Raw genomic sequence first — 23,458 nt, forward strand, 5'->3', positions numbered from 1 at the left:
GAGAGTGAGAGGCGTCCGAGAGACCGACGGCCGCGCTCCTACTCGCGGCGGAAGACGGCGAGGCTCAGGTCCAGCAGGAAGACGAGACCGCAGACGACCATCCCCGCGAGCGTGAGGAGTTCGGGCAGTTTCACCCACGTCGGGAAGACGAACGCGGCGTAGGCCTCGGCCTGCTTCAGCGTGCCTTCGAGCGAGCTGACGCCGCTGTAGCGACTCCGGAGTTCGGTTCCGGGGACCGTCTCGTGGTCCTCCTCGGGGACCGAGAGGCGGTCGGCGGTGTAGGGCATCATGACGCCCTCGTACTTCCAGACCACCTCGCCGCGCTGGTTTATCTCCACGACGCGGTTGTTGAAGGTGTCCACGATGAGCGTGTTGCCGTTCGGCAGGCGGTCGGCGTCCCGCGGCCAGTGGAGCAGACCACGGCCGCCGTACTGCCAGACGATTTCGTCGGTCGTCGCGTTCAACTCGACCACGCGGTCGTTCTCGCTGTCGGCGACCAACAGGGTCCCGCCGCGGAGTTTGTAGGGGTTGTGCTGGTGGTCGAGGACCTCGGTCTTGCCGGGTGCGCCGACGACGTTCGTGATGTTCTTCGTCTCGGGGGCCACCTCGATCACCACGTCGAAGTTGCGAATCGAGAGCTGGAAGTTACCATTTTCGAGCTTGTCGATGTCGTTGACGTGGGTCCAGTCGGCCTCGCCGCCGGGGTTCGGGGGGCCGCCGTACTTCTCGCGGAACGCGGTGCCCTCTCCGAGGTGGTTCTCGGCGTGCCACTCCCAGACGATTTCGCCCGACTCGTTCACGACGAGCGCCCGGTCGTTACCCATATCCACGATCGCAGTGTTCCCGTTTTCGAGGCGGTCCACGTCGTGGACCTCGTGGTGGGTTATCTTCTCGTCGTACCACGAGTAGTTCCAGACGACCTCCTTGGTCTCGTAGTCGAGTTCGAGGACCTTCGCTTCGATACAGTGGCCCGGCACGAGGACGAGCTGGTTCTCCGGGCACTCGCTTGGCGGCAGTTTGGTCGTCACCGCCACGAGGAAGTTACCGTTGTCCAACTGCTCGGCGTCGAACACCCGCGAGTTCGGCGGGTCGTACTTCCAGACGACCTCGCTCTCCTCGTTCAGTTCGAGGAGTTTTCCGTCGAGACCGTAGCTCTGGACGCTGACGAGCGTGTGGCCCTCGTAGGGACCGTCGGCGGCCGAACTCGCCGACACGCTCTGGTTGGCCGCCAACCCTTGCACGCCGAGCGCCAGTCCCAACAGCAGCACCGCCCACGCGAGATGCCGCATCCGCCGTCGTCGCTCCATGCATTTTCCTCTCGACTGGCCGGGTTAAGGGTTGCCGGTCTGGGTTCGGTCGCCGACCCGCCCTCGGAACCGACAGAAGAGCAAAGTACCATGATACCGTATGGCACGGTATGGGCGTTTGGGGCTGGATCGTCCTCTACGTGCTCCTCTTCGCGCTCCTCCAGTTGCTAATCTATCGCTATCTCAGGAGCGACGAGGACGCGCCGCTGTTCCGCTCGACGCCGCCGAACCGGGAGACGACCCCCGTCGAGGAGGCTCCTATCGAGGAAGTCCGGGAGTTCGAGGACCGACGCCAGAGCGACGACCCCTCGGTCGTGGTCTGTCCGCGGTGCGGTGCCGAGAACGACACGGGGTACACCTACTGCCGGAACTGCGTGAGTCCGATGTCGGCGCGGTGAACGGGCTTCCGGCGTCGAAACCCGGAGAGCGACAATCACTTCCCGGTAGCACTCCTCGGAACGCTCGAATGCCCCGCGCAGTCGCCATCAACGTCGGAGCCAACACGAACGCGCCGGGCGTCCGCGGCCCGATCTACCCCGACGGACGCTTCGAGTTCGTCCCCATCCCCGAGGAGTCGCCGACCGGCGAGACCGTCCCGACCTACGCCGACCTCGACCTCGACACCCAACTACCCGAAGGGGCCGCGGACGCGCCGGTCCACCTCGACCCAGAGTTCGCGGAGTACCCCGAGTGCGAGGCGTACACCTACGGCGACCCGCACGGCGTGAAGGCCCGGCCGCTGCTCGACCTGCGCGAGGGCGACTACGCGCTGTTCTACGCGACGTTGACCACTCGCGGCACCCCCGAGCGCGACTGGATTTCCCCCGAGTGGGGCGCGTACCTCGTCGGTCAGTTCCGCCTCGCGCGCGACCCCGTGGCCGGCGACGCGTACCCCGACCTGCCCGCCGACGAGCGCCGACGGTTCCGGAACAACGCCCACGTCAAGCGCGAGGAGTTCGACGCCGCGGTCCTGCTGGCGGGCGACGACGAGGAGTCGGGCCTCTACGAGACCGCGGTTCCGCTGAGTTCGCCCGAGCAGGGCGCGACGGCCAACCGCCTCGTCACCGACCTCTCCAGCGACTCGGGCAAGGGACCGTGGTGGCGACGACCGATGAAGTTCGGCGAACCCGAGACCGCCGAACTGCTGGAACTGGTCGCGGACGGCGACGAGTAGCCGGGGTCTCGTTTCGGCCCGGACCGACCCGAGACCGACTCCCGCGACGGCCCCACAAGACATTTGCTCGCGGACGGGAAGGTACGGTCGATGGCGAGCCGATGGATTCTGGCGGTCGTCGTGTGCGTCCTTCTCGCAGGATGTGGGGGCCCGTCCACCGATGGTGGAACCGGCGAGACGACGCAGACGACGAGCGCAGAGCGCGTCCTCGCTCCGCCGCCGGGGACGACGACCGCCCCGGAGACCGGTTCGACGACTGGAGCTGCGACGGGCGGAACCGGAGCAACCGCGGCGAACGCCGCTACGACGAACGCCTCTACGAGCAACGCGACGAACGGAACGGCCCAGACGACGATGGCGACGTACGACAAGAACGTGGGTTACGAACTCCGGGTCTCGAACGCGGGACCGACCGAGCGAACCGTCACGGTCCGCGTCGTGGACGCGAACGACTCGACCGTGACCGTCGAGGTGTCGGTGGACCTCGCGGCCAACGAGTCGGTCGAGCGCGACCTCGACTTCCCGTCGGCGGGCACCTACGAGGTGTCGGTCGAAGTCGGCGACGCGAGCGCGACCGAGGAGTGGGCGGTCGCCTCGCGGGACCCCGAGGACGCGCTCTCGGTCCACGTCTCCGAGGACGGCGAGGTGTATCTCGGGTTCGTGGCTATCTGAGACGCGAGCGGGACGTTCGTGCCGACCGCTTCGAATGCTGGCACGCCGCACCTGCGGCGCGCGACCTCACGGAACGACACGCTCTGACGCGCGCGAAGCGCCTCTACGTGACGGGCGGAGTCACCGGCGAGTTTCGTACGGGGCAATCAGCGCCAGTAGTTCTTGGCCCAGTTCGTCAGCGACGTTTCGGACCTGCTCGGTTTCGGCATCGTAGACGACCATCTCGCACGCTTCCAGTTTCGGGAGGTGGGTGTGATGGAGTGCAGTGCGGACGCGTCGTCGCTGGTCGTCGTCCGGCGGTTCTCCGTCTCGCACGTGTTCGGCAACCGCATCCGTGAGCGCACTCATCTCCATTACGCCCCCGTCGGTCCGGTTCAGAATCTGAAGGACGGCCCGTCGGTGGTCGTCGGCGACGGCCGAGAGAACCGCGTCGGGGGAAATCGTGTCTCTCGTCTCCGCGGAACTGTTCGTCATTTCGTCACTCCGAACGGGAAGCGCGCTGCGTTCAGCGAGCGGTGCATACGCGTTAAATGACCTGCAAGCTCCGTGGGTCTTCGCCATGGTACACGAGGGATATCGGCGGTTCACTCCGCCGATTCGGACGGAGCGAGCGTGTACGTGACCAGCGCGACGATGGCGCGACGGAGTCGTTCCGTCACGGCCTGGTCGGAGATTCCGAGCTCGTCCGCGAGTTCCTTCGTGGTACACCCCCGCGGGATGTCGTAGTATCCCATCTCCACGGCGAGCGTAATCGCTTCGCGCTGGGGGTCGGTCAAGCCGTACCACTGACCCGCGTCGGGTTTCGTCGGGTTGTACACCCGAATCGCCTCTACGGAGACCTGCGCGTCCTCGCAGTGTGCCGTGAACCCGCTGAGGGCGTCGTGGTCGGGAAACCGAAGCTCGAAGTCCCACGCGTCGGGAGTTCCGGTGGCGCTCAAGAGCTGTCCGTTACTCTCGTTGATTCCCCGGAAGAGGTGGTCGTGGTTGGCGTCCCAGTCGAGCGTGAAGAGCGTCCGGTCCTCGAACACGTCCACCTCCGTCGCGTCGTTGACTGCCGGATGGCGTTGGACGGTTTCGAGAAACGACTGGCGTGTCGAGTTGTGGATCCAGAACAGCGGAACGGCGGCCTCCCCGATCGGGACGAGGGTCTCGAGTTCGATGGACGTGACGCCCTCGACGCGGAGAATCCGTCCGAGTTCGAAGTCGGCAGATGGGACCCGAAATTCGGCAATGACACTCATTACTCGCTCTTGGTACCTTGGTTGGTCATGCCCGTACAAAACGAGACGGCATGATGCACCAAGCCCTCTCGAATCCGGTCGCGAACCGCCCTCCGGTTTCGCTCACGAAGTCGTCACCGTCGCGTGTGCGGCCAGCGCGGTCGCGGCTTGGTACACCACCCACGCGGGTTATCGGCCTTCGACACGAACCGTTCGGTATGGCGACCGTAATGGAGTTCACGAGTCCAGCAGACGAGTTTCCGCTAGGAACGATCTTCGAAACTCTGCCGGCGGTGACGGTCGAACTGGAGCGACTCATCCCGCACGAGACCCGGATTATCCCGTACTTCTGGGTTCGTGGCGCGGACGCCGAGGACATCGAAGCCGCGTTCAACGCCCACGCTGGCGTGACCAGCATCAAACTCATCGACAGCGTCGAGAACGAGTATCTCATGCGGGCCGAGTGGGACCGAGAGTACGTCGGCGTCCTGAGCGCCCTCGCCGAAACGCACCTCGTTACGCTTTCGGGAGTCGGGACGAACGACGGGTGGAAGTTCGAGGTGCGCGGCGAGAGTCAGGAGGACGTGAGTGAGTTTCGGACGTACTGCCAGGAACACGACATCCCGATCGACATCACCGCCGTACACGCGTTGCTCCCGATACAGGGAGAGGGATACGAGTTGACGGACACCCAGCGAGAGGCGTTAGTGTTGGCCTACGAGCGCGGGTACTTCGATTCACCGCGCGAGGCGTCGCTCGAAGACATCGCCGAGGAACTCGGCATCACTCAGCAGTCGCTCTCCTCCCGACTGCGACGCGGGCATCGACGGCTCATCGCCGCGACGCTCGTCCGGCAGTAGGTCCGGCCGCAGCGCGCAGGCACTTATATACCCCCTGTATAATCAGAAGTCAAGATAACCCGGCCGAGGCCGCTAGGACACGCGTAATGATTACTACGCCGATCGGTGTCGCGTTGGACTCGGAAACGTATCATCGGGGCTCGGGGACGCATCGGTTCGAGTACGACCAAGCGACGATTCCCCCCAGCATGGCCGTCGTGGCGGCGCTATCGGAGGTGGTGGACCGAGACCCGACGGACCTGAAACCGCTCCACGATTACCTCGATGCCGACGCGCTCGACGAACTCGTCCGCGTTCGGGGTGCGACGGACGGAGATGTCTCGGTCACGGTAACCAGAGCGGAATACGTGATCACCGTCCACAGCTACGGTACCGTCTCGGTCGCTCCGCTACCGCACGACCGGTCCGACGACTCGAGCGAGGACGTGGTTCACGAGTGACCACCGAAGAGACCCCGCTCACGTCCGCCGACGCGTTGAACGCGAAACTGAAAGCGCTCCTCCGGCGGGCGCACGCCAGCGGAATCGATGTCGAAGGCGGGTGGGAGTGCCGAAACGATACCGAACATCCGGACTGGGACGTGATCGTCACCGAAGTGGAGAAAGACGAGGAATCAGCGTGAACGTCCTCACCCGGTTGTACCGGTCTACTCGCCATCGGAGTCCTTCCACGTTCTGGGCCACCTTCGCGAAATAAGTGCGACGAGAAGGCCGGCCCCTCAAGGGGAAGCCCTACGGCAAATCGAAGACGTCTGGACACTGACGAGCAGGAACAACTTTACGGCTGGTGGCTCGGCGGGTGAGGCTCTCGTCGCTCGGTGAGCGGTGGAAACAAGTACACCCTCGTTCACCATGGCGTGGAAACATGCGGTCGGAGTGCGTTACGTTACCCCATGGAACAGCGGGCATCTGTGGGCACCACACCGCAGGCCGACGAGGAGAACCACACGCTACCGACCGACAGTCGAATTCGGAGGCTGGCAAGCGGTCATCTCGAAGAAGCGCTAGCCGCGGACGTGCGCTCGGAGAAAGAGTATCACATCCGGTCGGCATTACAGGCGCTGGTGATTGCCGAACGACCCGTCTCGACCGACTGAACCGTCGGCCGATACTACCCTCTACGACTTTCACGCCGGACTTCACGTCTCCCGGTGATTCGTCACCCTCGATTCAGACAGTCGTCCGGTTCACTCGCCACCGGGCTATCTATCTCCGTCACCGTATCGCTGTCAATCCGTGTACTCGGTCTGACCCGTCCCGACTCCTAACGCGGTCCGAGCGTTCGAGGTACTTCGCTTGAGGAGTTCGCGGACACCTTCGCGCCGAGCGATGAGCAGTCCGACACCGAGGACGACGTATACCGCGGTGTAGGCGTAGAGGATGGACATACTGATCCGCGTCGCGGCCGGTTCGGCGTAGGTCCGAATCACGTAGAATTCCGCGAGAACCTGCGTAGCGAACAGGACGAGCAGTGTGACCGCCTCGCGAGTGCTGATTTCGAAGTTCGTCAGTATGGCGATCGCGAAGAGGCTCTGAGCGGCGGTGATCCAGATCTCTGCCGCCTGTTTCGAATCGAACGGGAGCGTTCCGATAGCGCCAGCGGAGATGGAATAGACGACGGCGAGCGTCCCGATGAGTAACGTCCACTGGTTGAGTTTCGAGGAGATGAGCGTATTGAACCCGGCGGTCGAGCGCGCTTTGTTCACCAGATAGGCGACGACGATGAGTTCGGGGCTCTCCGAGGCCAGCGGTGCGAGCCACTGAATCATGAAGAACTCGGGGATGCCGTACTGTAGCCCCAACTGCTCCAGTCCCTCGGCGAACGGATGTACCGCGGTGAATATTATCGCGCCCGAAAACGCGAAACCGAAGAGGACGACTGCAATCCGTCGTGCTTTCGGATACTGCTGGAAGTACGCGGGAACGCCAACGTGTTCCTCGGACGCGTCAACGTCACCGCGGATGACGACGAGGAGATAGAGCAGATACAGTCCGACGAGGACGAGGGTATCGAGCGGTCCGATACCGCCACTCAGGGGGACGAAAAACGCGTACGCAGTCGCGGCGAACAGGAACGTAATCTCGGTGGCGACGTCTCGGTCGAGAGTGACCGCGTTTGCGAGGAATCCCGAGCGGTACTCGACCGCCGCGTCGGCGGTGCGCTTCGCGCGGTAGATGGTGAACAGCGCAATCCCGGACCATCCGAGACCGATGAGAATACGGTTCGCACCGGTCATGTTGGCCACTGCGAGGTTGGCGGCCTCGCTAGAGCCAGCACCGGCCTGCCACGCGTAGAGGGCGTCGACGGCGTACTCGGGGGCCACGGCGAGCACTGCCAGCACCGCGATGGCGAACGCTTGCGGAACGTCCTTTTCGGCGGTCTCGGTCGCCCACGCGAGCAGGAATGCCGCACCCACGATTGCGAGGCCAGCGACGATGACGGACGTGGCTGGCGCGATGTTTTCGCCCGGATGCACGGTTCCGTATCCGCCGGACGAGACGAACGTTCCGATCCATGGGACTGTCAGTACCAGCGCGACGGCGACAGCGACAAGTGGGTGACGAAACCGATCGAGCATCAGTTCGATAACGGCGGGACACGTACCTACTTCTTGTGCCCGTCAGCGGTACGGATTCGGACACGGGTAGCGGAACTGTCAAAACCGGGCGTGATCTCAATCGTCGAACTCGTCGTCGTATCGTTCGTAGGTAATCGTCAGTCTCCCCGGTGCGGGACGCTTCGCTTCCTCTCGGAGCGCTTCGAACTCGCGCAGGAGTTCGCTGGCGTCGTCCGAACCCTCTCGGACGCTGCGAATCTCTTCTCTGACCGCGTCGTACACCTGCGATAGGATGCGTCGCACGGCGTACGCGTCGGTTTTCGAATCTATTTCGAAGGAAGCCTCGTATCGCGACATGCCCGTAGTTAGTTCTCCACTGGAATAACGGTCTTCATGTGTCAGGGAGAGCGACAATCGCTCGCGCCGGACTGTCCTCGTCCCCAGTCCGTTTCGCGCTCGCCGACTGGTCGGTGGACTATATACCGAGCCACTCGTCGTTCCGGACTTGGTACCCGTTCGACCGACAGAACTTCGCCGCTCGCCTGCGGACCGCCCGAGACCCCGGAAGCTTCTCTTTGGCACGGACCTGCTCGACGACCCAGTCGCCGACCGCCTGCACTCCTTCGTCGTCGTCATCGGCGTCTATCGCTTCGAGCTCTTGGAACGTCTTCTCGTAGGCCTCGCGCTGTGACCCCCGGAAATCGGCGTTCGGAAGCGTCCGGCTGGCTTCCGCGACCCGTTTCATGGCGGCGGCGACCGTCGGCCGCTGGACCCGCATTCGGACGGTGGCAGGAGAATCGAACGTCTCTGCGTCCGTGTCCGGAATCAGTTCCTCGACGGTGTACGTCCCGTCGGCCGATTCGACCTCGCGGTCGCCGACCGCATCGACGACCTCGGCTCCCGTCGCCGGGAACGCTACCGACTCGAGGTCTGCGAGTACTCCCGTTTCGACTGGCGGTTCCGTTTCGTCCCCCCGCTCCAGTTCCTCGGCGATGCTACGCTCCCGCTGGCGTCTGTCGGCGTCGTCCGCTTGCTCGTCTCGCCCCGATTTGTTGTCTGCCATCTCGTAATATTGGTCCTCCATCCGGATAGTCCTGTGGTCGAGGACGGGCGTTCCGAACGCAACGGGCGGCCGTCGAAACCGAGGGTTCGGCGACTTCGCCGCCGATTCCCCGGTCGAGTCCACGACGTTGACGAACCGCGAGAACGCGCGGCTAGCCCTGCGTCCGGCGGGCGAACTCGTCGAGTTTCGCTTCGACGAGTGTCGCGACTCGCTCGCTGTATCGCCAGAGCGCCGCGTTGAGTCGCTCCTCGGTCTCGTCGTCCAAATCGTCGACTCCTCGAAGCACGGAGTCCTCGGTAATCTGTGGGTGATAGACGCAGACGACTCCGAGTGACGTGTCTGCACCCGTGGTCCCGGCAGTGTGGATGCCGTACTGGTCGGTCCCCCAGACACCGTCGCCACCCCGCCGCTCCAGTTCGGAGTCGAGTGCGTCGAGGAGTCGCACTTCCTCGGGGGAGAGGACCGAATCGTCACCTTCGAACAGTTCGGTGTACGCCTCTCTCCGGGCGCTTCTCGTCCAGTCCTCCAACTGGGAACGCGCCCGCACGACGAGTTGCCGTTCGTCTGGAAGTTCGACCATGCCTCTAGGATGCCAGCCAAGTCAATCAACGTTCGGACGACGCCGACGAACCGGACGTGTGACCGCGGCGTGCGACGCCGAGCGAGACCGCGCGAATCACGCACGGACGCCCCAGAAGAACGCGATTCCGAGGACGGTGACTATCGAGAGCAGGAACTGCAACGGTGCCCCGACCCGGAGGAAGTCCGAGAACCTGTAGCCGCCGGGACCGTAGACGAAGAGGTTCGTCTGGTAGCCCACCGGCGTCATGAACGCCGTCGACGCCGCGAACGTCACGGCCAACACGAACGCGAACGCGTTCGCCCCGATCGCCTGCGCGGCGTTGGCGGCCACCGGAATCATCAACACGACGCTCGCGTTGTTGCTGATGACGCTCGTCAACAGGCCGGTCGCGAGATAGAACACCCACAGGACGCCGATCGGTGGCAGGAACGTCGCCGTCGAGGCGACGGTCTCCCCGAGAAGTGCGGCGGCCCCCGTCTGCTGGAGGGCGATGCCGAGCGGAATCACACCGGCGAGGAGGAAGATCACGTTCCACTCGACCGACGAGTAGAGTTCGGTCGGTTCGAGGACGCCGGTGAAGATCATCGCCACGACGCCTGCCAACGCCGAGACGACTATCGGGAGGACGTTCAGCGCTGGCAGGGCGACGACGCCGGCGATGATGGCGACCGCGAACGGAATCTTGTCGCTCCGATAGGTCACCTCGTCGAACTCGTGGGCCACGATGAAGTCCTCGTTCTGAACGAGTCGCGTGAGGCTGTCGGGTGGGGCCTGCACCAAGAGGGTATCACCGACGCGAATGCGGATGTCCTCGAACCGGTCGCGGACGACGTCACCGCGGGTCCGAAACGCGAGGACGTTCGCGTCGTAGCGCTGTCGGAAGGTCGAACTCGCCAGGGTTTCGCCGACGAGGACCGACCCCGACGGAATGACGACCTCGACGAGGACGGGTTCCTCCTCGTCGGGGTGGAGGTCGTCTTCGGCCTGCGGACCGCCCGAGAGGACGAGTCCCTCCGCGTCGATGATGCGTTCGAGCGTCTCCCGGTTCGTTCTGAGTCGGAGCGTGTCCGTTTCGCGAATCTCCTTGCTCGCCAGCGAGTCGCCAAAGCGGTCCCCGTCTCGGAGCAACTGTAACACGTCGATGTCGAGGTCGTCGTCTCCCAACGCCTCGTCGATGGTCTCCCCGACCAACGACGAGTTCGCAGGAACGACGACGTCTGCGAGGTACTCCTGAAGGGCGTACTCTTCGACGAGGTCCTCGTCGGCCGGAATCCGTTCGGGGAGCAGCCAGACGCCGACCGTCATGAGATAGAGGGCGCCGACTGCGAAGACGACGACCCCGAGTTTGGTGAACTCGAACATCCCGAACGCGAACAAGTCGAGACCGGGTGACTCCGCCCCGAGTTGGGCCGCGATATCGCTCGCGAGGATGTTCGTCGAGGTGCCGATGAGCGTCAGCGTCCCCCCGAGCATCGAGGCGAACGATAACGGCATGAGCAACTTCGACGGTGAGGTCTCGCCCTCGTGCGCGAGGTCGGCGATGACCGGAACCAGAATGGCGACGACCGGCGTGTTGTTGATGACTCCCGAGACCGGGCCGGTGACGCCGATGGTCGCGGCGAGTTGCTTGCGCCGGTCGGTCCCGGCGAACGTGGCCATCTTCCGGCCGAGAAGCTGGACGATACCGGTTCGATTGATTCCGGTACTCAGAATGAGCATGGCCAGTACGGTGATGGTCGCGGGGTTAGCGAAGCCCGAGATGCCCTCTCGGGGGGAGATCTGCGTCCACGGCTCGAGCACCATCAACAGCACCATTATCAGAATGGCGGTAACGTCGATGGGGAGCCGCTCGGTCGCGAATAGCACGAGGGCGAGGAGAATGAGGGCGAAAACCACGAGCATATCGCCCGTCACCGAGGTCGAGGCTGGGCCTTGGAGAGCCAGCGACGCTGCGGAGAACGACATACCAAAACGAGACGCTACCGACGGAAAAGGACTGGTGTCTACACCGACCCGGAGCGTCCTGCTAAGTGTCTGTTGTCGGGTCTGTGAGCCTCGGTTCGGGTCACGTGGGTTGCACTGGAAATTCGGAAGCCAGCGGAAGAACCCTTGAGAAGTGCGCCGGCCGGGAATTGAACCCGGGCTATGAGCTTGGGAAGCATGACGTGTCACACGTGCGAAATCTTCTGTCACCTACCCCGAAAACCCTCGTTCTTCCAGCACGTTTTCACACGCGACCAACCCAAGATCGACGCTCCGTCTGGCATTCTCGCTCGTTGGCGGTTCCGAGTTCCTCGGCTCGTAGTACTATCCGGTATTTTATAAAGACCCGCACCGTGAACTCCCAGCTTATTCGTCTCAGCCGAGTCCATTTCCAACCCTCAATCGCTGATTTGAAACCATGATAGTAGCCAAAACCCGGATTTTCCTGTCCGCTAGTTGTATCGTTCTGTCAGACGGTAGTTTTCCCTCGAAACAATCGAAGCGTATAAGAACTGGGAGATGGCTACGACACCAGCTGAAATCCACAATTCGTAGAAATTACGTTCGAAAGCCTTCTGATGAAATACCGGCTGGATAAGTTCCGAACTTATCCACGGGGGTGGAATCAGATGTGATTTCGGATCGCCGTGAACTCGCAGCTTATTGGTGGTCACAGACGCATTCGTGTTGTTCTCCGGCGAGGTGGAGGATGTGACCGTGGATTGCATCGGCGAGTTCCAGCATCTTCTCGGCTCTCTCCTCCGTGGCGACTCCTTCGCGATAGTACGTGTCGGAGCGGTTGTTCCGCCAGAGGTTGTCGAGTTTTCCGGCGAATTCTTGGCTATAGAGTCCTGCCTCGGTTCCGCGTTCGTAGACCTCGGCGTGGTTGACGTACTCGTCTTCGTGGAGGAGACCGGTATCGAGTAAGTAGAATTGGATGGTTCTCTCGATTGCTGCGAAGCTCGTCTCGACGATTACGGTGTAGTAGCCGTTTCGATCTTGGAGGAACTTGGCCGCGTCTATCAGGCGACAGGCTTTCCGGAGTTGGAGTAAGTCCGGGTCGTCGACGTCTAACCCTGCTTCGAAGTTCTCGCCTGGGCGTTCAAACAGTGACGTTGCTTGGTCGAGAAGATCTTCAATTTCACTATTCTCCATGGAAAACCGTCTCCTGCACCGCTTGGAGTTCGTCGGTAGCGAAGATGGAAATTCCCTGGGAGAAGATTTCTTGAAGCTTCCCGCCGTAGTTTTTGCTGGATTCGACCGATTCGACGAGAAGTTGTATCTCGTACCGGTTGCCGTCGAACGTCTGGTTCTCAATCTGTTGGCGAACGTCTTGGAGTTCTCTCCGTGCCGCCACGAGATCGTCTTTTACGATGGTTTGTACGTCGATGTCGCTAGCGCGATCGGCTTCTCCTCTCGCGACGCTTCCGAATACGAGTATGCCGACGAGGTTGTCCCCCTGTGTTTCCATGGCAGCTTCGACAAACGCTCGCACTGGTTTCCTGAACTCTTCTTGCGGGATTTCGAGAAGTGGGTCATCGGGTTTTCGAATTTTTTCCTGATTGATTCTGATGAGCGAGCGCCGGCCGTCCCGCTCTTTCTGTATGAGATCCAGGCTGTCGAGTATCTGAATGGCGTTATCTACAGATTTTCCGCCGTGGTCAGTGGTCTTCCGGAGTTCCGTTACTGTGAACTTTCGGTGTGGGTTTCGGTATAGTAGTTCGAGGATGTCGTCTGCCGCCTTGTAGCGGAAGACTTGTTCGTCGGGGAGTGGGACTTCGAGGAAAACTCCGCTCATCTCGTCACTCATAGAGACACACGTCACTCTTAGTGACTGTTATTTATATATGTAGGGGAACTTCATCCACTCCTCCGATTTCGATCGAGTCGATACACTCGATGGAGGGACATCCTCCCCGTCGTGAACGACGGGAGTCTCTCCTCGAAGAAAGATAGAGATAGATACTCGTATCGACTAGTTAATCGATGTACTCTACCACGTGGGCGACCGCCCGTTCGACGACATCCTCACGGAGTGCTCCCTGTCGGTAATCAATCCACTCGTTTTTGATGGCGTTCACCGACCACGGCATAATAGAACTGGACTTTGGAGCGCCGCCATCCGTCCAGTGCTCGTCTTCGAGTGGAATCCGTTCGTCGTGCCACGTCCGGGTCGTCAGCGAAAGCGCGATGTACTGGTCGCCGTGAAACGGCGTCTCGCTGTCACTGATCACGAGAAACGGACGGCCAGCCGTCTCGTCGTCCTTGAACGGGTCGATTGCGACCACGACGTCCCCGCGTTCCCAACTCATTCGTCTCGGCTCGCCGCGGCGTGATCCCGCCACTCGTCGATGTCTTCTGCGCCGAACCGGTCGTCTAGGTCCGCCATAGTCCGGTGGAATCGAAACGCCTCTCGGACCGTCTCCTCGTCTCCGATCGCCCAGTAGTCCCCCTTGTGTTCGACGAGATTCCGCTCCCTGAGCCGACGGAGGACGGTGCTTATCGAACTCTTCTTTACGCCTGCTCTCTCCGCGATCTCGGAGGGCGTGAACGCCTTGTCGTCGTTCCGGTGGAGGAACCGGACGACCTTCTCGGCGTTCGTCACCTCCGTGAGCTCCTCGTCGCTGGCGTCACTGAAGGTCTCGATATCGATCGGCATGTATGTCAGTACTGTCTTCAGTGTCATAACCGTTCCCCCGTCAGCTACGTCACGACAGTCGGGGTTCGACCCAAACGGAAGACGACCAGCCGACTGGTCGAACGACGACTCACGGTCGGTGGCTCTCGATGGAGCGCGTCGAGAATCCGTATTGCGGTTCCTTCCGTCCACCGATACAGACGCTCCACGGACCGGGACGCGAGACGTATGCGGACCCACTCTCGGTCCGGGCGGTGGATTCAATGTCACTGCGGTCGTCGTGTTGCCAGACGGGGCGAAACTGTGACGGTTGCCGAACGCGACATCCGGGACCTCTGTACGGAGGCCGTCTTCGAGCGCGGCGTGACCTACCGCGAGGAAGGGCGAATCCATCAGCTTACGCGGACTGGAGAGACGGTCACCGCACTCGTTCAGGGAACGCGGCGGTACAACGTGACCGTGGACTTGAGCGCCCCGGACTTCGGCCCCACGTGCAGTTGTCCGTACGCCGGTCCCGGTGTGTGCAAACACGTCGTCGCAGTACTGCTCGCGCTCACCGACGACCTCCCCGCCGACGTCGGGAAGCAATCGGATGCGCTGTTAGAAGCGATTCCCCACGACCAACTCCGGGACTTCGTTCGAGACGAACTCGTTCGAAATCCGAGTCTGCGTGAACGCTTTTTCGCTCGCTTCGGCGAATCCCCGGCCGAGTCGGTCGACGACTACCGCACGGAAATCGATCAGCTCTTCGAGCAACACACGCGGGACTCTCCGACTATCGTGTTCGGTATCGACTTCTCTCGGTTCACCGACCTCGCCGAGCAGTATCGAAAGCGTGGTGACTACCGATCCGCCACCACCATCTTCCGGGCGCTCGTGACGAGTATCGACGAACACATGCACCTCGTGGATGGTGCGTACGACCACTACGCGCGAACGTTTTCGACCGCGCTCGACGCGTACGTCGACTGCGTCAAGAACGCCGACCTCGGTTCAGGCGAATTACAAGATCAGGTGGAGTTCCTGTCCGAACGTGCAACGTCGGGGACGGACTACTTCCAACCGGAGTACGAGAGGGCATTGGATAACCTTCGAGGAGAGCTGTAAGGAGTAGATTCCATTCACTCCATCCGTTCCAAGGCCTCGTGTCTGGCTTCGAGTGGTGCCTGATCGTACTTGATGGTCGATTGGATCGTCTTGTGCCGGAGTTGAGTCGCTGCGGCCTTGAGACCGCGCTCCTCGGTCATGTACGTACCGACCGAGTGGCGGATCGAATACCATGTGAGATCGCGGTTCGTGAGATCGATTCCGGCGACGTCGCAGACCTTCCGGAGAAGTGGGTTCAACGCTTGACTCCCGTACGGATTCCCGTGCTTGGTCAGCCAGAGCGCGTCCGTCTCCTCGTACATCGACCGAAGGGTCCGCTCGTGAAGCCACTTTTCCACCGCTAGTACCGTCCGTCGTTGGAGGCTCGTCTGCCAGTTCTCGTGGTTCTTCGCCGACTTCTCTTTCGGAATCCGTAACACCGCGTTCTCCGTATCGACCCACGACACGCGGGCGCGCTCGACTTCGATTGGCCGCAAGCCAGCGTCGAGTGTGACCCACAGCAGAGAAGGAATCTTCCAACTGTTCGCTCGTTGCCAGTCGTCGGGCGTGACTTCGCTCTTCGGCTTCCCGAAGCGCTGGGCGAGATAGGCCGTCCACGCGCTTCGGTCGCTCGCGGGGACGTCGTAGTAGTTCGGTACCGACCCGACTTCGAGTGCGGCCTCGCGGAGTCGATTCCGTTCGTCCTTGGTGAAGAAGTCCCGCGGCTGTCGTGCCCGCGTGGACGAAAAGCGCTTGGTTGGTTCCCAGGTCATCGGCGTATTGCTCTCGGCGGCTTTCCACTCGAAGAGCGTCACCAGTGCCTTCGAGCAGGCGGCTTTGTAGCTCTCGGTGTACGCCTGCTCGTCGATGTGTTCGAGCCACGCATCGGCGTGGGCAGTCGTGATGCCCTCCGTGTAGCGGCGTTCAGCAGTCCAGACGGCGCGATAGAATTTGTCCAGTCGATAGGCGCGCATCGTGGCGGTCGAGTGAGCGTATCCGTCTCCGCGAGCCGGGTCTTTTCCCTCGTCGAGCATCCAGTCGATGAGTCGCCGTCGGTGTGCTCGGTACGACGTGAGTTGCCGTTGGTTGAGTCGCGCTTCGGAGTTCTGCGTCGTCAGTGGAACGTCTCGGTATTTCTCTGGCATTGGTAGTGGTATTCGCTACGGTAAGTTGACCATAATCGGATTGACCCAGGGTAATGAGCTACGCACCCATCGATGGGAGATGAGTAGCTCTCAAACACCTGAGTTCGACCAAGAGAAACCCGGATGCGCCGGCCGGGAATTGAACCCGGGCTATGAGCTTGGGAAGCTCATGTCCTACCACTAGACCACCGGCGCACTGCGTTTTGCTTCGCTCACTCGTACGCCGAGGCTCGCAAATCCTGCGAATTTGCTCACCACCGGCGCACTGCGTTCGCGTTTCACCGTATCGCTCCCCAGTACTTCAACGTAGCGCTTCAGCCCGGCCCTTCGCGCCGGAAAGACGTGCCCATTCGTCCAGAAATCTCGACTTGACACACGTCTTTTAGTCGTCGCCACCCCTAGCGAACGCCATGATAGACCTGCGACTCTCCGAGTCGGAACTCGAAGCGCGCCGGGACCACCTCGTCGGGTTCATCCGCGAGACGGCCGAAGCGGCCGGTACCGACCAGGCGGTCCTCGGTCTCTCGGGCGGCATCGACAGCACGCTCACGGCCTACCTCGCCGTCGAGGCGCTGGGCGAGGCGAACCTCCGCGGGTTGGTGATGCCGGGCGAGGTCAGCCGCGAGGACAACATGAGCGACGCCGAGTGGGTCGCACAGGAGTTGGGCATTCCCTACGACGTGTTCGAGATAAACCCCATCGTGAACGAGTTCCTCGACACCTACTCGGAGGCCGAGGACGACCGCTTGGCGGTCGGCAACGCCCGCGCCCGGACCCGTGCCGTGCTGAACTACCTCGTGGCCAACCACGAGGGCTCGCTGGTGTTGGGCACCGGGAACCGGAGCGAGGCGCTGGTCGGTTACTTCACGAAGTACGGCGACGGCGCGGTGGACTGCCACCCGCTCGGGAACCTCTACAAACAGCAGGTCCGCCAGCTTGCGGCGCACGTCGGCGTGCCAGAGGAGTTGGTCGAGAAGCCCGCGACTGCCGGTCTCTGGGCGGGACAGACCGACGAGGAGGAGTTGGGCATCGGATACGACGCGCTCGATGCCATCCTCGCGCTCCACGTGGACGGTCCCCTGTCGGTCGCCGCCACGGCGCGCGAACTCGACGACGTGACCGAGGAGCAGGTCCGGACTATCAGAGGGATGGTCGAGCGAAGCCAGCACAAGCGCCGCGTGCCGCCCTCCCCCGACCCGCTCGAGTGAGCGGCGAATCGTCGGTGGGCCGTTATGCCGACCCAGACCCGTTCGCCGCCGATGCGTTTGCCGACGACGAGTTTCCTGCGGAGGCGTTCGCCACGATGCGGACCCGGTCGCCCTTCTGAAGGACGTACTCGGTGGGGGTCACGGATTCGCCGTTCACCAGCACGCGTGCCGTCTCGCCGGGGTCGTCGCCGTACGTCGTTCCCCGGTAGCTGACGGTCCCGTTCGTCACGTCGATGCCGAGCGTCTGCATCGCCCACGCGAGCGTCACCTCCTCGGCGTGGACGTGCCAGCGCCGACCCTCGCCGTTCTCGAAGTGGAAGGCGTCGGCCTGCAACTGGAACCGCTGGCGGCCGAAGTCGAGTTGCTGGCCGCCGATGGTAGCCTCGATGGTCCCGTGGTAGTGGACCGACCCCACCGCCTGCGGTCGGGTGAGGCCGCTCGCGTCCGGCGTGCCGCCCGCGTCGTCCGGCCCGCCAGCGCCGCCCGCCTCGCCGCCGGAGAAGAAGAGCAGGTACGCCAGCAGGACGCCGATGGCGAGCGCGCCGACCGCGCCGCCGTACATCGCTATCGTCGGCCCGTCGTCGTCGAATCGGAGGCTATCGACGCGGCGCTGTTCTATCGGTCCGAGGTCGTCGCCGTGTTCGGTACTCAGGTGGCGCAAATAGCCCTCCTCGTCGTCGAAAGTCGCCCCGCAGTGGTCGCACCGCTCGCTTTCCGTCGTCTGGTCCCCCGCGTCTGACTCCTCCCCCATGCCGTCCGAGTACGGGCCAGAACCATTCAGTCTTTGCGCCGCACGGGGTCGGACCGTCGGCGCAGAGCGGACGTCACACCCGAGGGAGTTTGTGACCGGGCGGTGGGTTCGTGGCCGGAGCGGTTTGTGGCCGCCCGGCCGATTTCGCTTCGAGCAAGGTTCGATTACCGCGTCCCGTCACGGGGTTTATCACTGTCCGAACCGTAGCGAAACCCGAATGGGTTCGACCGACCCGCCCGCCGACGGTCCATCGCTGGAGCGACTCAGTGCCGTATTTCGCGTCTACGAAGCCCGCCGCGACGGTGACCGGCTGGTGTACTACGGCGAACCGCTGGTCTCCCGCGAACGACTGCTCGAAGCTGCGTGGCCCCTCTTCCGCGAACACGGCTACGAAGTGCAACTGACCACCGAGACCGGCGAGTACGTCCTCGTCGCCGAACCGACCGACAACAGCATCGACGGGATTCCGTGGACGAACGTCGTCCTTTTCCTGCTGACGGTCCTCTCGACGCTGTACGCCGGTCGGGCGTGGTACCACATCGACCCGGCGACGCTGGGCCAGAATCCGCTGGCGATTCTGCGAGCGTGGCCGTTCACCGCCGCGGTCGTCGGCGTCTTACTCACCCACGAACTCGGCCACTACGTCATGACGCGCTACCACGGCGTGGACGCGACCCTGCCGTACTTCATCCCGATGCCCTCGCTCATCGGGACGATGGGCGCGGTGATTCGGATGAAAGGCCAGATGCCCGACCGCGAGGCGCTGTTCGACATCGGCGTCGCCGGACCGCTCGCGGGGCTGGCGGCGACTATCGTCGTGACGGCAATCGGTCTCTCGCTCCCGCCCGAGACGGTCCCGGCGGAGATGATGACCGGCCCGAACGTCATCCAGATCGAGTTCGGCTACCCGCCGCTGTTGCAGTTCATCGCCGCGGTCCTCGGCGAGCCGACGACGTATCCGCCGGGCCAGTCGGTCAACCCGGTCGTCATCGGCGGCTGGGTCGGGATGTTCATCACCTTCCTCAACCTCATCCCGGCGGGACAACTCGACGGCGGCCACATCGTCCGCGCCATCCTCGGCGAGCAACAGGAGCGCATCGCGGCGCTGGTCCCGGTCGCGCTCTTCGGTCTCGCGGCCTACGTCTTCTACGTCAAGGAGGTCAGCAACGCCTCGGTGCTGTGGGTCGTCTGGGGCCTGCTGGCGACGTACGTCGCCTACGTCGGCCCGGCCAACCCCATCGACGACGAGGGGTTGGACCCCAAGCGGAAGGCGGTCGGCATCCTGACGTTCGTGCTGGGAATCATGTGCTTCACGCCGGTTCCGATCGAGATAATTACGTGAGGTAGCGTCCCTTATCGGTTCTATTCGCCGCCGTGCGTGTACCCGCGGTCCGGCAGTTCCTCGCCGTCCATCTCGACGCCAGACTCGGTGACTTCGCCGACCACCGATACGGGCGTCGGCGATTCGGAACGAATCGCCGACAGCTCGCGTTCGGGCACCGTGAACGCCAACTCGAAGTCCTCGCCGAAGAAGACCGCTAGCTCCCGAACCTCGGCCTCGCCGTCGGCCACCTCGCGGACCGACTCGTCCACCGGGAGCGCGCTCCGCTCGACCGAGAACCCGCAGTCGCTCGCCTCCGCGAGTTGGTGGAGCGAGCGCGCGAGGCCGTCGCTCGAATCCATCATCGCGGTGGCGTAGGGGGCGAGTTCGCGGCCCGCGGCGACTCGCGGCTCGAACCGGAACAGGTCGTTGGCGCGCTCCGTTTCTCCGGACTCGAACAGTCGGAGCGCCGCGCCGGTGCGCCCGAGCGTGCCCGTCACGCAGACGACCTCGCCCGGACTCGCGCCAGAGCGAGCCACGGGGGCGTCGGTCCGACCGAGCGCGGTCGTCGCGGCGGTGAACTCCCGGCTCTCGTCCAAGTCGCCGCCGACGTACTCCGCGCCGACCGCCTCGCAGACGTCGCTCGCGCCCGCGACGAACTCCCCGAGGTCGGAGTCGTCGAACTCGGGGGCGGCGTAGACCGCGACGGCGGCGGTGGCCTCGGCTCCCATCGCGGCCACGTCCGACAGCGACGCGCCGACCGACCGCCAGCCGGCGGTGTACCGAGTGGTCCCGTCCGGGAAGTCGGTCGTCTCGTGGAGCATGTCAGTGGTCAGAACCTGTCCGTCCACGACCGCCGCGTCGTCGCCCGCGTGAGGGAGTCTATCACCGAGAAACGACAGTGCGGCCCGCTCGTCCATGCAGTTGACTTGTCGGGCGGAGGTGAAAGGGCTGTGGTCTCGGACTCCGGTTCGGACGGTCCGTGTAGTTCCGTTTCGGTGAGGGATTTATTCGGTCGGAAGGATTGCGACGAACGTATCACGCCGTGGTAGCCTTCTCGAACGGGAGGTCGTCCAGCGGCGTCTCGTGAGCGACGTGAACGTCCAGTTCTGCGCCCACGCCGTCTCTTGCGGCCAAAATCGCCGCCCAACCCCGGTGGTTCCCGTCGAGCGTTACCGGTGGCCAGTACTCCTCGCACTGTCGAACGACGACCGCACCGAACTCGTGGTCGGGATACTGACCACGGAACGTCGAAATCTCCTCGACAAATTCGGGACACTCGTCGTCAAGCTCCCCGGCTTGGAGTCTGTCGATTGCGCCAGCGAGCGTCTCCCCACCAGTCAACCAATTACAACCGATGCTGGGGTACGGGTCGAACTTCCCGAGTTCGGAACCGCTCACTACGAGCGTCGTCCACTCCGGCGCTCCGAACGTCGCGTACTGGACTGGCTCATCGTAGGTCGTTTCGAGTTCGGAGACGAGTCGCTCTTCGTCCCACCCGGACGGATTAGCATCGGGATACTCGTCCTTCTGAGACTCGCGACGTATCCACTGCCGAAGTCCCTCGGTTACATCCAGAGAGTCCTGTTTCCGTCGATAGCGAATCGGAGACTCCTGCATCTGACGAGACTTCTCTTCCGGTCCACATGAATTGTGGGCCGGGCAGACACGCAAGCTACCTCGAACCGCTGTTTCAGACGCTACGCTGAACGAAGAATCCGATTCGGGTCTGGTCCGAAGTCGAATCCGAGCGCCACACCGTGGCAAGCGCTCACTAACGCTGGCGTCCGTCTCCGGTGGCTTCAAGCCGCGTCCGGTCGTCTGTCGAAGTCGATGGACGTAGACTTCGGGGACGCGCGTTCGATACTCGTCGCGTTCGGCGCGGGCGTCGTCGTTCTGCTGGCGCTGTACTCTCTCGTCGGGCTGGAGGACGTGCTGGCGGCGCTCTCGCAGGCCGACCCGACCATCTTCGCGGCGGTCTGCGTCGTGTCCGTCGGCTGGCTGTTCGCGTGGGGGCTGGCGCTCCGGACGGTCCTCGCGGTCGTCGCAGTGAAGGTGTCGGTCTGGCGGGCGTTCCTCCTGCTGGCGGGCGCGACGTTCGCCAACAACGTCACGCCGTTCGGACAGGCCGGCGGCGAGCCGTTCAGCGCCCTGCTCGTCTCGCGCTCGACCGGGACCGAGTACGAGAACGGCCTCGCGGTCGTCGCCAGCGTGGACACGCTCAACTTCGTTCCCTCCATCTCGTTCGCTCTGCTGGGCGTGGGCTACTACGCCACCCGCTTTACCGTCGGCGGCAGGGTGGAACTCGCCGCCGTCGCGCTCCTCGCGTTGGCGCTGGCGGTCCCGACGCTCGCCTATCTCGGCTGGCGCAACCGCGAGCGCGTCTCGGACCTCGTGGTTCGGCTCGCGGTGCCCGCGATCAGACTCGTCGGCCGGGTCGTTCCCACGCTCGAGCCGGCGGGCGAGTCGCAGGTCCGCGAGCGCATCGGCGGCTTCTTCGCCGCGCTGGAGCGCGTCGGGGGCGACCACCACCAGCTCGGGCTCGCGCTGTCGTTCTCGGCGCTCGGGTGGCTCCTGCTGTCGGTGTCGCTGTGGCTCTCGCTGGGCGCGCTCGGTTACTGGGTCCCGTTCGCGGCCGCGCTGTTCATCGTCCCGCTCGGGAGCGTCGCCAGCGTGACGCCGCTTCCGGGCGGTCTCGGCGGCGTCGAGGCCGCGCTCGTCCTGCTCATCGTCCCTATCACCGGCGTCGATGCGGGGACCGCGGCGGCCGCGGCGGTCCTCCACCGCGGGGCGACCTACGTACTTCCGGTTCTGATCGGCGGGAGCGCGACCGCGATGCTGGAAGCCGACAACGTCCACAAATCGGCCAGCGACTGAGCGAGCGCCGCGTCGGCGGTCGGCCGACGCCGTGCCCGCCGCGGCTGACACCGCGCCCGACCCGCGACGTTACAACGATGCTTTTAAACGCCGCGGACGGGAATTCGTGGGTATGACGACGCTCTACGACGTTCCAGCGGACGACCTCATCGACGCGGTCGCCGCGAAACTGGAGGACCGAATCGACGAACCCGACTGGGCGCAGTACGCCACGACCGGCGAGAGCAAGGAACTGCCCCCCGAACAGGACGACTTCTGGTACCGGCGGGCCGCCAGCCTGCTCCGGAAGGTCGCCACCGACGGTCCCATCGGCGTCGAGCGCCTCTCGACGCAGTACGGCGACAAGAAGGGCGGCTCGAACCGCTATCAGGTCGCGCCCGAACACCGCTCGGACGGGAGCCGCAACATCATCCGGACCATCCTGCAACAGCTCGAAGACGAGGACCTCGTGGACACCGAGGGCAGCGCGGGCCGCATCGTGACCGGCGACGGTCGCAGCCTGCTCGACGACACCGCGGGCGAGGTCATGGAGGACCTCGACCGACCGGAACTCGAACGCTACGCCTAATCGACCGAGACGGACCGACTTCTTCCACCCGCCGACCACGCCCGACCAGCGTCGCCGCTCCGTAATCATTTTTGGCCGCGGGCGTTTACTACGAGACAACACATGAGCGAACAGCCCGACGACGAGCGACTCGAAGAACTCCGCAAGCAGAAGATGCAGGAGATGCAAGAGCAGGGCGACCAGAACGAGGCCCAAGAGCAGGCCCAGCAGCAGGCCGACGCCCAGAAGCAGGCGCTGCTCCGCAAGCACCTCACCGACGGCGCGCGCAAGCGACTCAACTCCGTCCGGATGAGCAAGCCCGACTTCGCCGAACAGGTGGAGCGACAGGTACTCGCGCTGGCCCAGAGCGGCCGGGTCAGCGGCAAGATAGACGAGGACAAGATGAAGGAACTCCTCCGGGAACTCAAGCCCGACTCGAAGAGCTTCAACATCCGGCGTCGGTGAG

General features: G+C 63.7%; 29 protein-coding genes and 2 tRNA genes. 13 read left to right on the plus strand and 18 right to left on the minus strand.

Going from position 1 to position 23,458, the window contains the following annotated elements:
- Positions 1-38: 38 nt before the first annotated feature.
- Positions 39-1,307, minus strand: a complete 1,269-nt coding sequence (locus tag M0R88_RS04430) for an aryl-sulfate sulfotransferase (protein ID WP_248655756.1) — start codon at positions 1,305-1,307, stop codon at positions 39-41.
- A gap of 110 nt (positions 1,308-1,417) precedes the next feature.
- Between M0R88_RS04430 and M0R88_RS04435 the strand changes: the two genes are divergently transcribed.
- From M0R88_RS04435 to M0R88_RS04445, 3 genes are all read left to right on the plus strand, one after another.
- Positions 1,418-1,705 carry a DUF7577 domain-containing protein gene (locus M0R88_RS04435; protein ID WP_248655757.1) on the plus strand — a complete coding sequence of 96 codons (288 nt, stop codon included), beginning with the start codon at positions 1,418-1,420 and terminating at the stop codon, positions 1,703-1,705.
- A 68-nt stretch (positions 1,706-1,773) separates the two neighbouring features.
- Complete coding sequence (locus tag M0R88_RS04440) at positions 1,774-2,481, plus strand: Nmad3 family putative nucleotide modification protein (RefSeq protein ID WP_248655758.1); 708 nt, start codon at positions 1,774-1,776, stop codon at positions 2,479-2,481.
- A gap of 90 nt (positions 2,482-2,571) precedes the next feature.
- Positions 2,572-3,153 (plus strand): Ig-like domain-containing protein, encoded by a 582-nt coding sequence (locus M0R88_RS04445; RefSeq protein WP_248655759.1) that lies wholly within the window; start codon positions 2,572-2,574, stop codon positions 3,151-3,153.
- A 120-nt stretch (positions 3,154-3,273) separates the two neighbouring features.
- Here the strand turns inward: M0R88_RS04445 and M0R88_RS04450 are convergent, their stop codons facing one another.
- On the minus strand, positions 3,274-3,627 hold the full coding sequence (locus tag M0R88_RS04450) for a DUF7344 domain-containing protein (protein ID WP_248655760.1): 354 nt from the start codon (positions 3,625-3,627) through the stop codon (positions 3,274-3,276).
- Positions 3,628-3,737: 110 nt separating this feature from the next.
- Entirely contained in the window at positions 3,738-4,394 is a 657-nt protein-coding gene (locus tag M0R88_RS04455; RefSeq protein WP_248655761.1) for a helix-turn-helix domain-containing protein, read from the minus strand.
- 197 nt (positions 4,395-4,591) lie between these two features.
- Here M0R88_RS04455 and M0R88_RS04460 point away from each other — a divergent pair, with 197 nt between their 5' ends.
- The 4 genes from M0R88_RS04460 to M0R88_RS04475 all read left to right on the plus strand — a co-directional run bounded on the left by M0R88_RS04460 (position 4,592) and on the right by M0R88_RS04475 (position 6,329).
- Positions 4,592-5,233 (plus strand): helix-turn-helix domain-containing protein, encoded by a 642-nt coding sequence (locus M0R88_RS04460; RefSeq protein ID WP_248655762.1) that lies wholly within the window; start codon positions 4,592-4,594, stop codon positions 5,231-5,233.
- Positions 5,234-5,421: 188 nt separating this feature from the next.
- The gene (locus M0R88_RS04465) at positions 5,422-5,673 is read left to right on the plus strand and encodes a HalOD1 output domain-containing protein (protein ID WP_248655763.1); all 252 of its coding nucleotides are present in this window, start codon (positions 5,422-5,424) and stop codon (positions 5,671-5,673) included.
- Positions 5,670-5,855 carry a hypothetical protein gene (locus M0R88_RS04470; protein ID WP_248655764.1) on the plus strand — a complete coding sequence of 62 codons (186 nt, stop codon included), beginning with the start codon at positions 5,670-5,672 and terminating at the stop codon, positions 5,853-5,855. Before M0R88_RS04465 ends, M0R88_RS04470 begins: the two co-directional genes overlap by 4 nt.
- 270 nt (positions 5,856-6,125) lie before the next feature.
- A complete protein-coding gene (locus M0R88_RS04475) occupies positions 6,126-6,329 on the plus strand; it encodes a hypothetical protein (protein WP_248655765.1) in 204 nt (67 codons plus the stop codon).
- 132 nt (positions 6,330-6,461) lie between these two features.
- Here M0R88_RS04475 and M0R88_RS04480 read toward each other — a convergent pair whose 3' ends face one another.
- From M0R88_RS04480 to M0R88_RS04525, 10 genes are all read right to left on the minus strand, one after another.
- The gene (locus M0R88_RS04480) at positions 6,462-7,811 is read right to left on the minus strand and encodes a sodium/calcium exchanger protein (RefSeq protein WP_248655766.1); all 1,350 of its coding nucleotides are present in this window, start codon (positions 7,809-7,811) and stop codon (positions 6,462-6,464) included.
- 96 nt (positions 7,812-7,907) lie between these two features.
- Positions 7,908-8,147, minus strand: coding sequence for a hypothetical protein (locus M0R88_RS04485; RefSeq protein ID WP_368409371.1), 240 nt, complete (start codon positions 8,145-8,147; stop codon positions 7,908-7,910).
- Positions 8,148-8,265: 118 nt separating this feature from the next.
- Entirely contained in the window at positions 8,266-8,853 is a 588-nt protein-coding gene (locus tag M0R88_RS04490; RefSeq protein ID WP_248655768.1) for a DUF5789 family protein, read from the minus strand.
- A 151-nt stretch (positions 8,854-9,004) separates the two neighbouring features.
- Positions 9,005-9,433, minus strand: a complete 429-nt coding sequence (locus tag M0R88_RS04495; protein ID WP_248655769.1) for a DUF7539 family protein — start codon at positions 9,431-9,433, stop codon at positions 9,005-9,007.
- A 96-nt stretch (positions 9,434-9,529) separates the two neighbouring features.
- Complete coding sequence (locus tag M0R88_RS04500) at positions 9,530-11,338, minus strand: SLC13 family permease (RefSeq protein ID WP_248656755.1); 1,809 nt, start codon at positions 11,336-11,338, stop codon at positions 9,530-9,532.
- 215 nt (positions 11,339-11,553) lie between these two features.
- Positions 11,554-11,635 (minus strand) — tRNA-Leu (locus tag M0R88_RS04505).
- Positions 11,636-12,079: 444 nt separating this feature from the next.
- A complete protein-coding gene (locus M0R88_RS04510) occupies positions 12,080-12,574 on the minus strand; it encodes a DUF8154 family protein (protein ID WP_248655770.1) in 495 nt (164 codons plus the stop codon).
- The gene (locus M0R88_RS04515) at positions 12,564-13,229 is read right to left on the minus strand and encodes a nucleotidyltransferase domain-containing protein (RefSeq protein ID WP_248655771.1); all 666 of its coding nucleotides are present in this window, start codon (positions 13,227-13,229) and stop codon (positions 12,564-12,566) included. The genes M0R88_RS04510 and M0R88_RS04515 overlap by 11 nt, the downstream gene beginning before the upstream one ends.
- A gap of 169 nt (positions 13,230-13,398) precedes the next feature.
- Positions 13,399-13,731, minus strand: a complete 333-nt coding sequence (locus M0R88_RS04520) for a type II toxin-antitoxin system PemK/MazF family toxin (protein WP_368409372.1) — start codon at positions 13,729-13,731, stop codon at positions 13,399-13,401.
- Complete coding sequence (locus M0R88_RS04525) at positions 13,728-14,078, minus strand: MarR family transcriptional regulator (protein ID WP_248655773.1); 351 nt, start codon at positions 14,076-14,078, stop codon at positions 13,728-13,730. Before M0R88_RS04525 ends, M0R88_RS04520 begins: the two co-directional genes overlap by 4 nt.
- Positions 14,079-14,360: 282 nt before the next feature.
- On the opposite strand from M0R88_RS04525, the gene M0R88_RS04530 reads away from it, so the two are divergent.
- Entirely contained in the window at positions 14,361-15,164 is an 804-nt protein-coding gene (locus tag M0R88_RS04530; RefSeq protein WP_248655774.1) for an SWIM zinc finger family protein, read from the plus strand.
- Between the two features lie 14 nt (positions 15,165-15,178).
- Here M0R88_RS04530 and M0R88_RS04535 read toward each other — a convergent pair whose 3' ends face one another.
- Both M0R88_RS04535 and M0R88_RS04540 read right to left on the minus strand, forming a co-directional pair.
- Positions 15,179-16,288, minus strand: coding sequence for a tyrosine-type recombinase/integrase (locus M0R88_RS04535; RefSeq protein ID WP_248655775.1), 1,110 nt, complete (start codon positions 16,286-16,288; stop codon positions 15,179-15,181).
- A gap of 124 nt (positions 16,289-16,412) precedes the next feature.
- Positions 16,413-16,483: transfer RNA gene (locus M0R88_RS04540), tRNA-Gly, on the minus strand.
- 215 nt (positions 16,484-16,698) lie between these two features.
- Here M0R88_RS04540 and M0R88_RS04545 point away from each other — a divergent pair.
- On the plus strand, positions 16,699-17,496 hold the full coding sequence (locus tag M0R88_RS04545) for an NAD+ synthase (RefSeq protein WP_248655776.1): 798 nt from the start codon (positions 16,699-16,701) through the stop codon (positions 17,494-17,496).
- A 22-nt stretch (positions 17,497-17,518) separates the two neighbouring features.
- Here the strand turns inward: M0R88_RS04545 and M0R88_RS04550 are convergent, their stop codons facing one another.
- On the minus strand, positions 17,519-18,247 hold the full coding sequence (locus M0R88_RS04550) for a C2H2-type zinc finger protein (protein WP_248655777.1): 729 nt from the start codon (positions 18,245-18,247) through the stop codon (positions 17,519-17,521).
- Positions 18,248-18,464: 217 nt separating this feature from the next.
- Here M0R88_RS04550 and M0R88_RS04555 point away from each other — a divergent pair, with 217 nt between their 5' ends.
- Complete coding sequence (locus M0R88_RS04555) at positions 18,465-19,589, plus strand: site-2 protease family protein (protein WP_248655778.1); 1,125 nt, start codon at positions 18,465-18,467, stop codon at positions 19,587-19,589.
- Positions 19,590-19,609: 20 nt separating this feature from the next.
- Here the strand turns inward: M0R88_RS04555 and thiL are convergent, their stop codons facing one another.
- Positions 19,610-20,488, minus strand: coding sequence for a thiamine-phosphate kinase (gene thiL, locus M0R88_RS04560; protein ID WP_248655779.1), 879 nt, complete (start codon positions 20,486-20,488; stop codon positions 19,610-19,612).
- Between the two features lie 118 nt (positions 20,489-20,606).
- Positions 20,607-21,188, minus strand: coding sequence for a hypothetical protein (locus M0R88_RS04565; RefSeq protein ID WP_248655780.1), 582 nt, complete (start codon positions 21,186-21,188; stop codon positions 20,607-20,609).
- 213 nt (positions 21,189-21,401) lie between these two features.
- Between M0R88_RS04565 and M0R88_RS04570 the strand changes: the two genes are divergently transcribed.
- The 3 genes from M0R88_RS04570 (at position 21,402) to M0R88_RS04580 (ending at position 23,457) form a co-directional block, all read left to right on the plus strand.
- Positions 21,402-22,445, plus strand: coding sequence for a lysylphosphatidylglycerol synthase transmembrane domain-containing protein (locus M0R88_RS04570; protein ID WP_248655781.1), 1,044 nt, complete (start codon positions 21,402-21,404; stop codon positions 22,443-22,445).
- A 112-nt stretch (positions 22,446-22,557) separates the two neighbouring features.
- A complete protein-coding gene (locus M0R88_RS04575; protein ID WP_248655782.1) occupies positions 22,558-23,013 on the plus strand; it encodes a 30S ribosomal protein S19e in 456 nt (151 codons plus the stop codon).
- Positions 23,014-23,115: 102 nt separating this feature from the next.
- Positions 23,116-23,457, plus strand: coding sequence for a DNA-binding protein (locus M0R88_RS04580; protein ID WP_248655783.1), 342 nt, complete (start codon positions 23,116-23,118; stop codon positions 23,455-23,457).
- Position 23,458: the final 1 nt, after the last annotated feature.

It is taken from the genome of Halorussus gelatinilyticus (assembly GCF_023238445.1).
GTDB lineage: Archaea > Halobacteriota > Halobacteria > Halobacteriales > Haladaptataceae > Halorussus > Halorussus gelatinilyticus.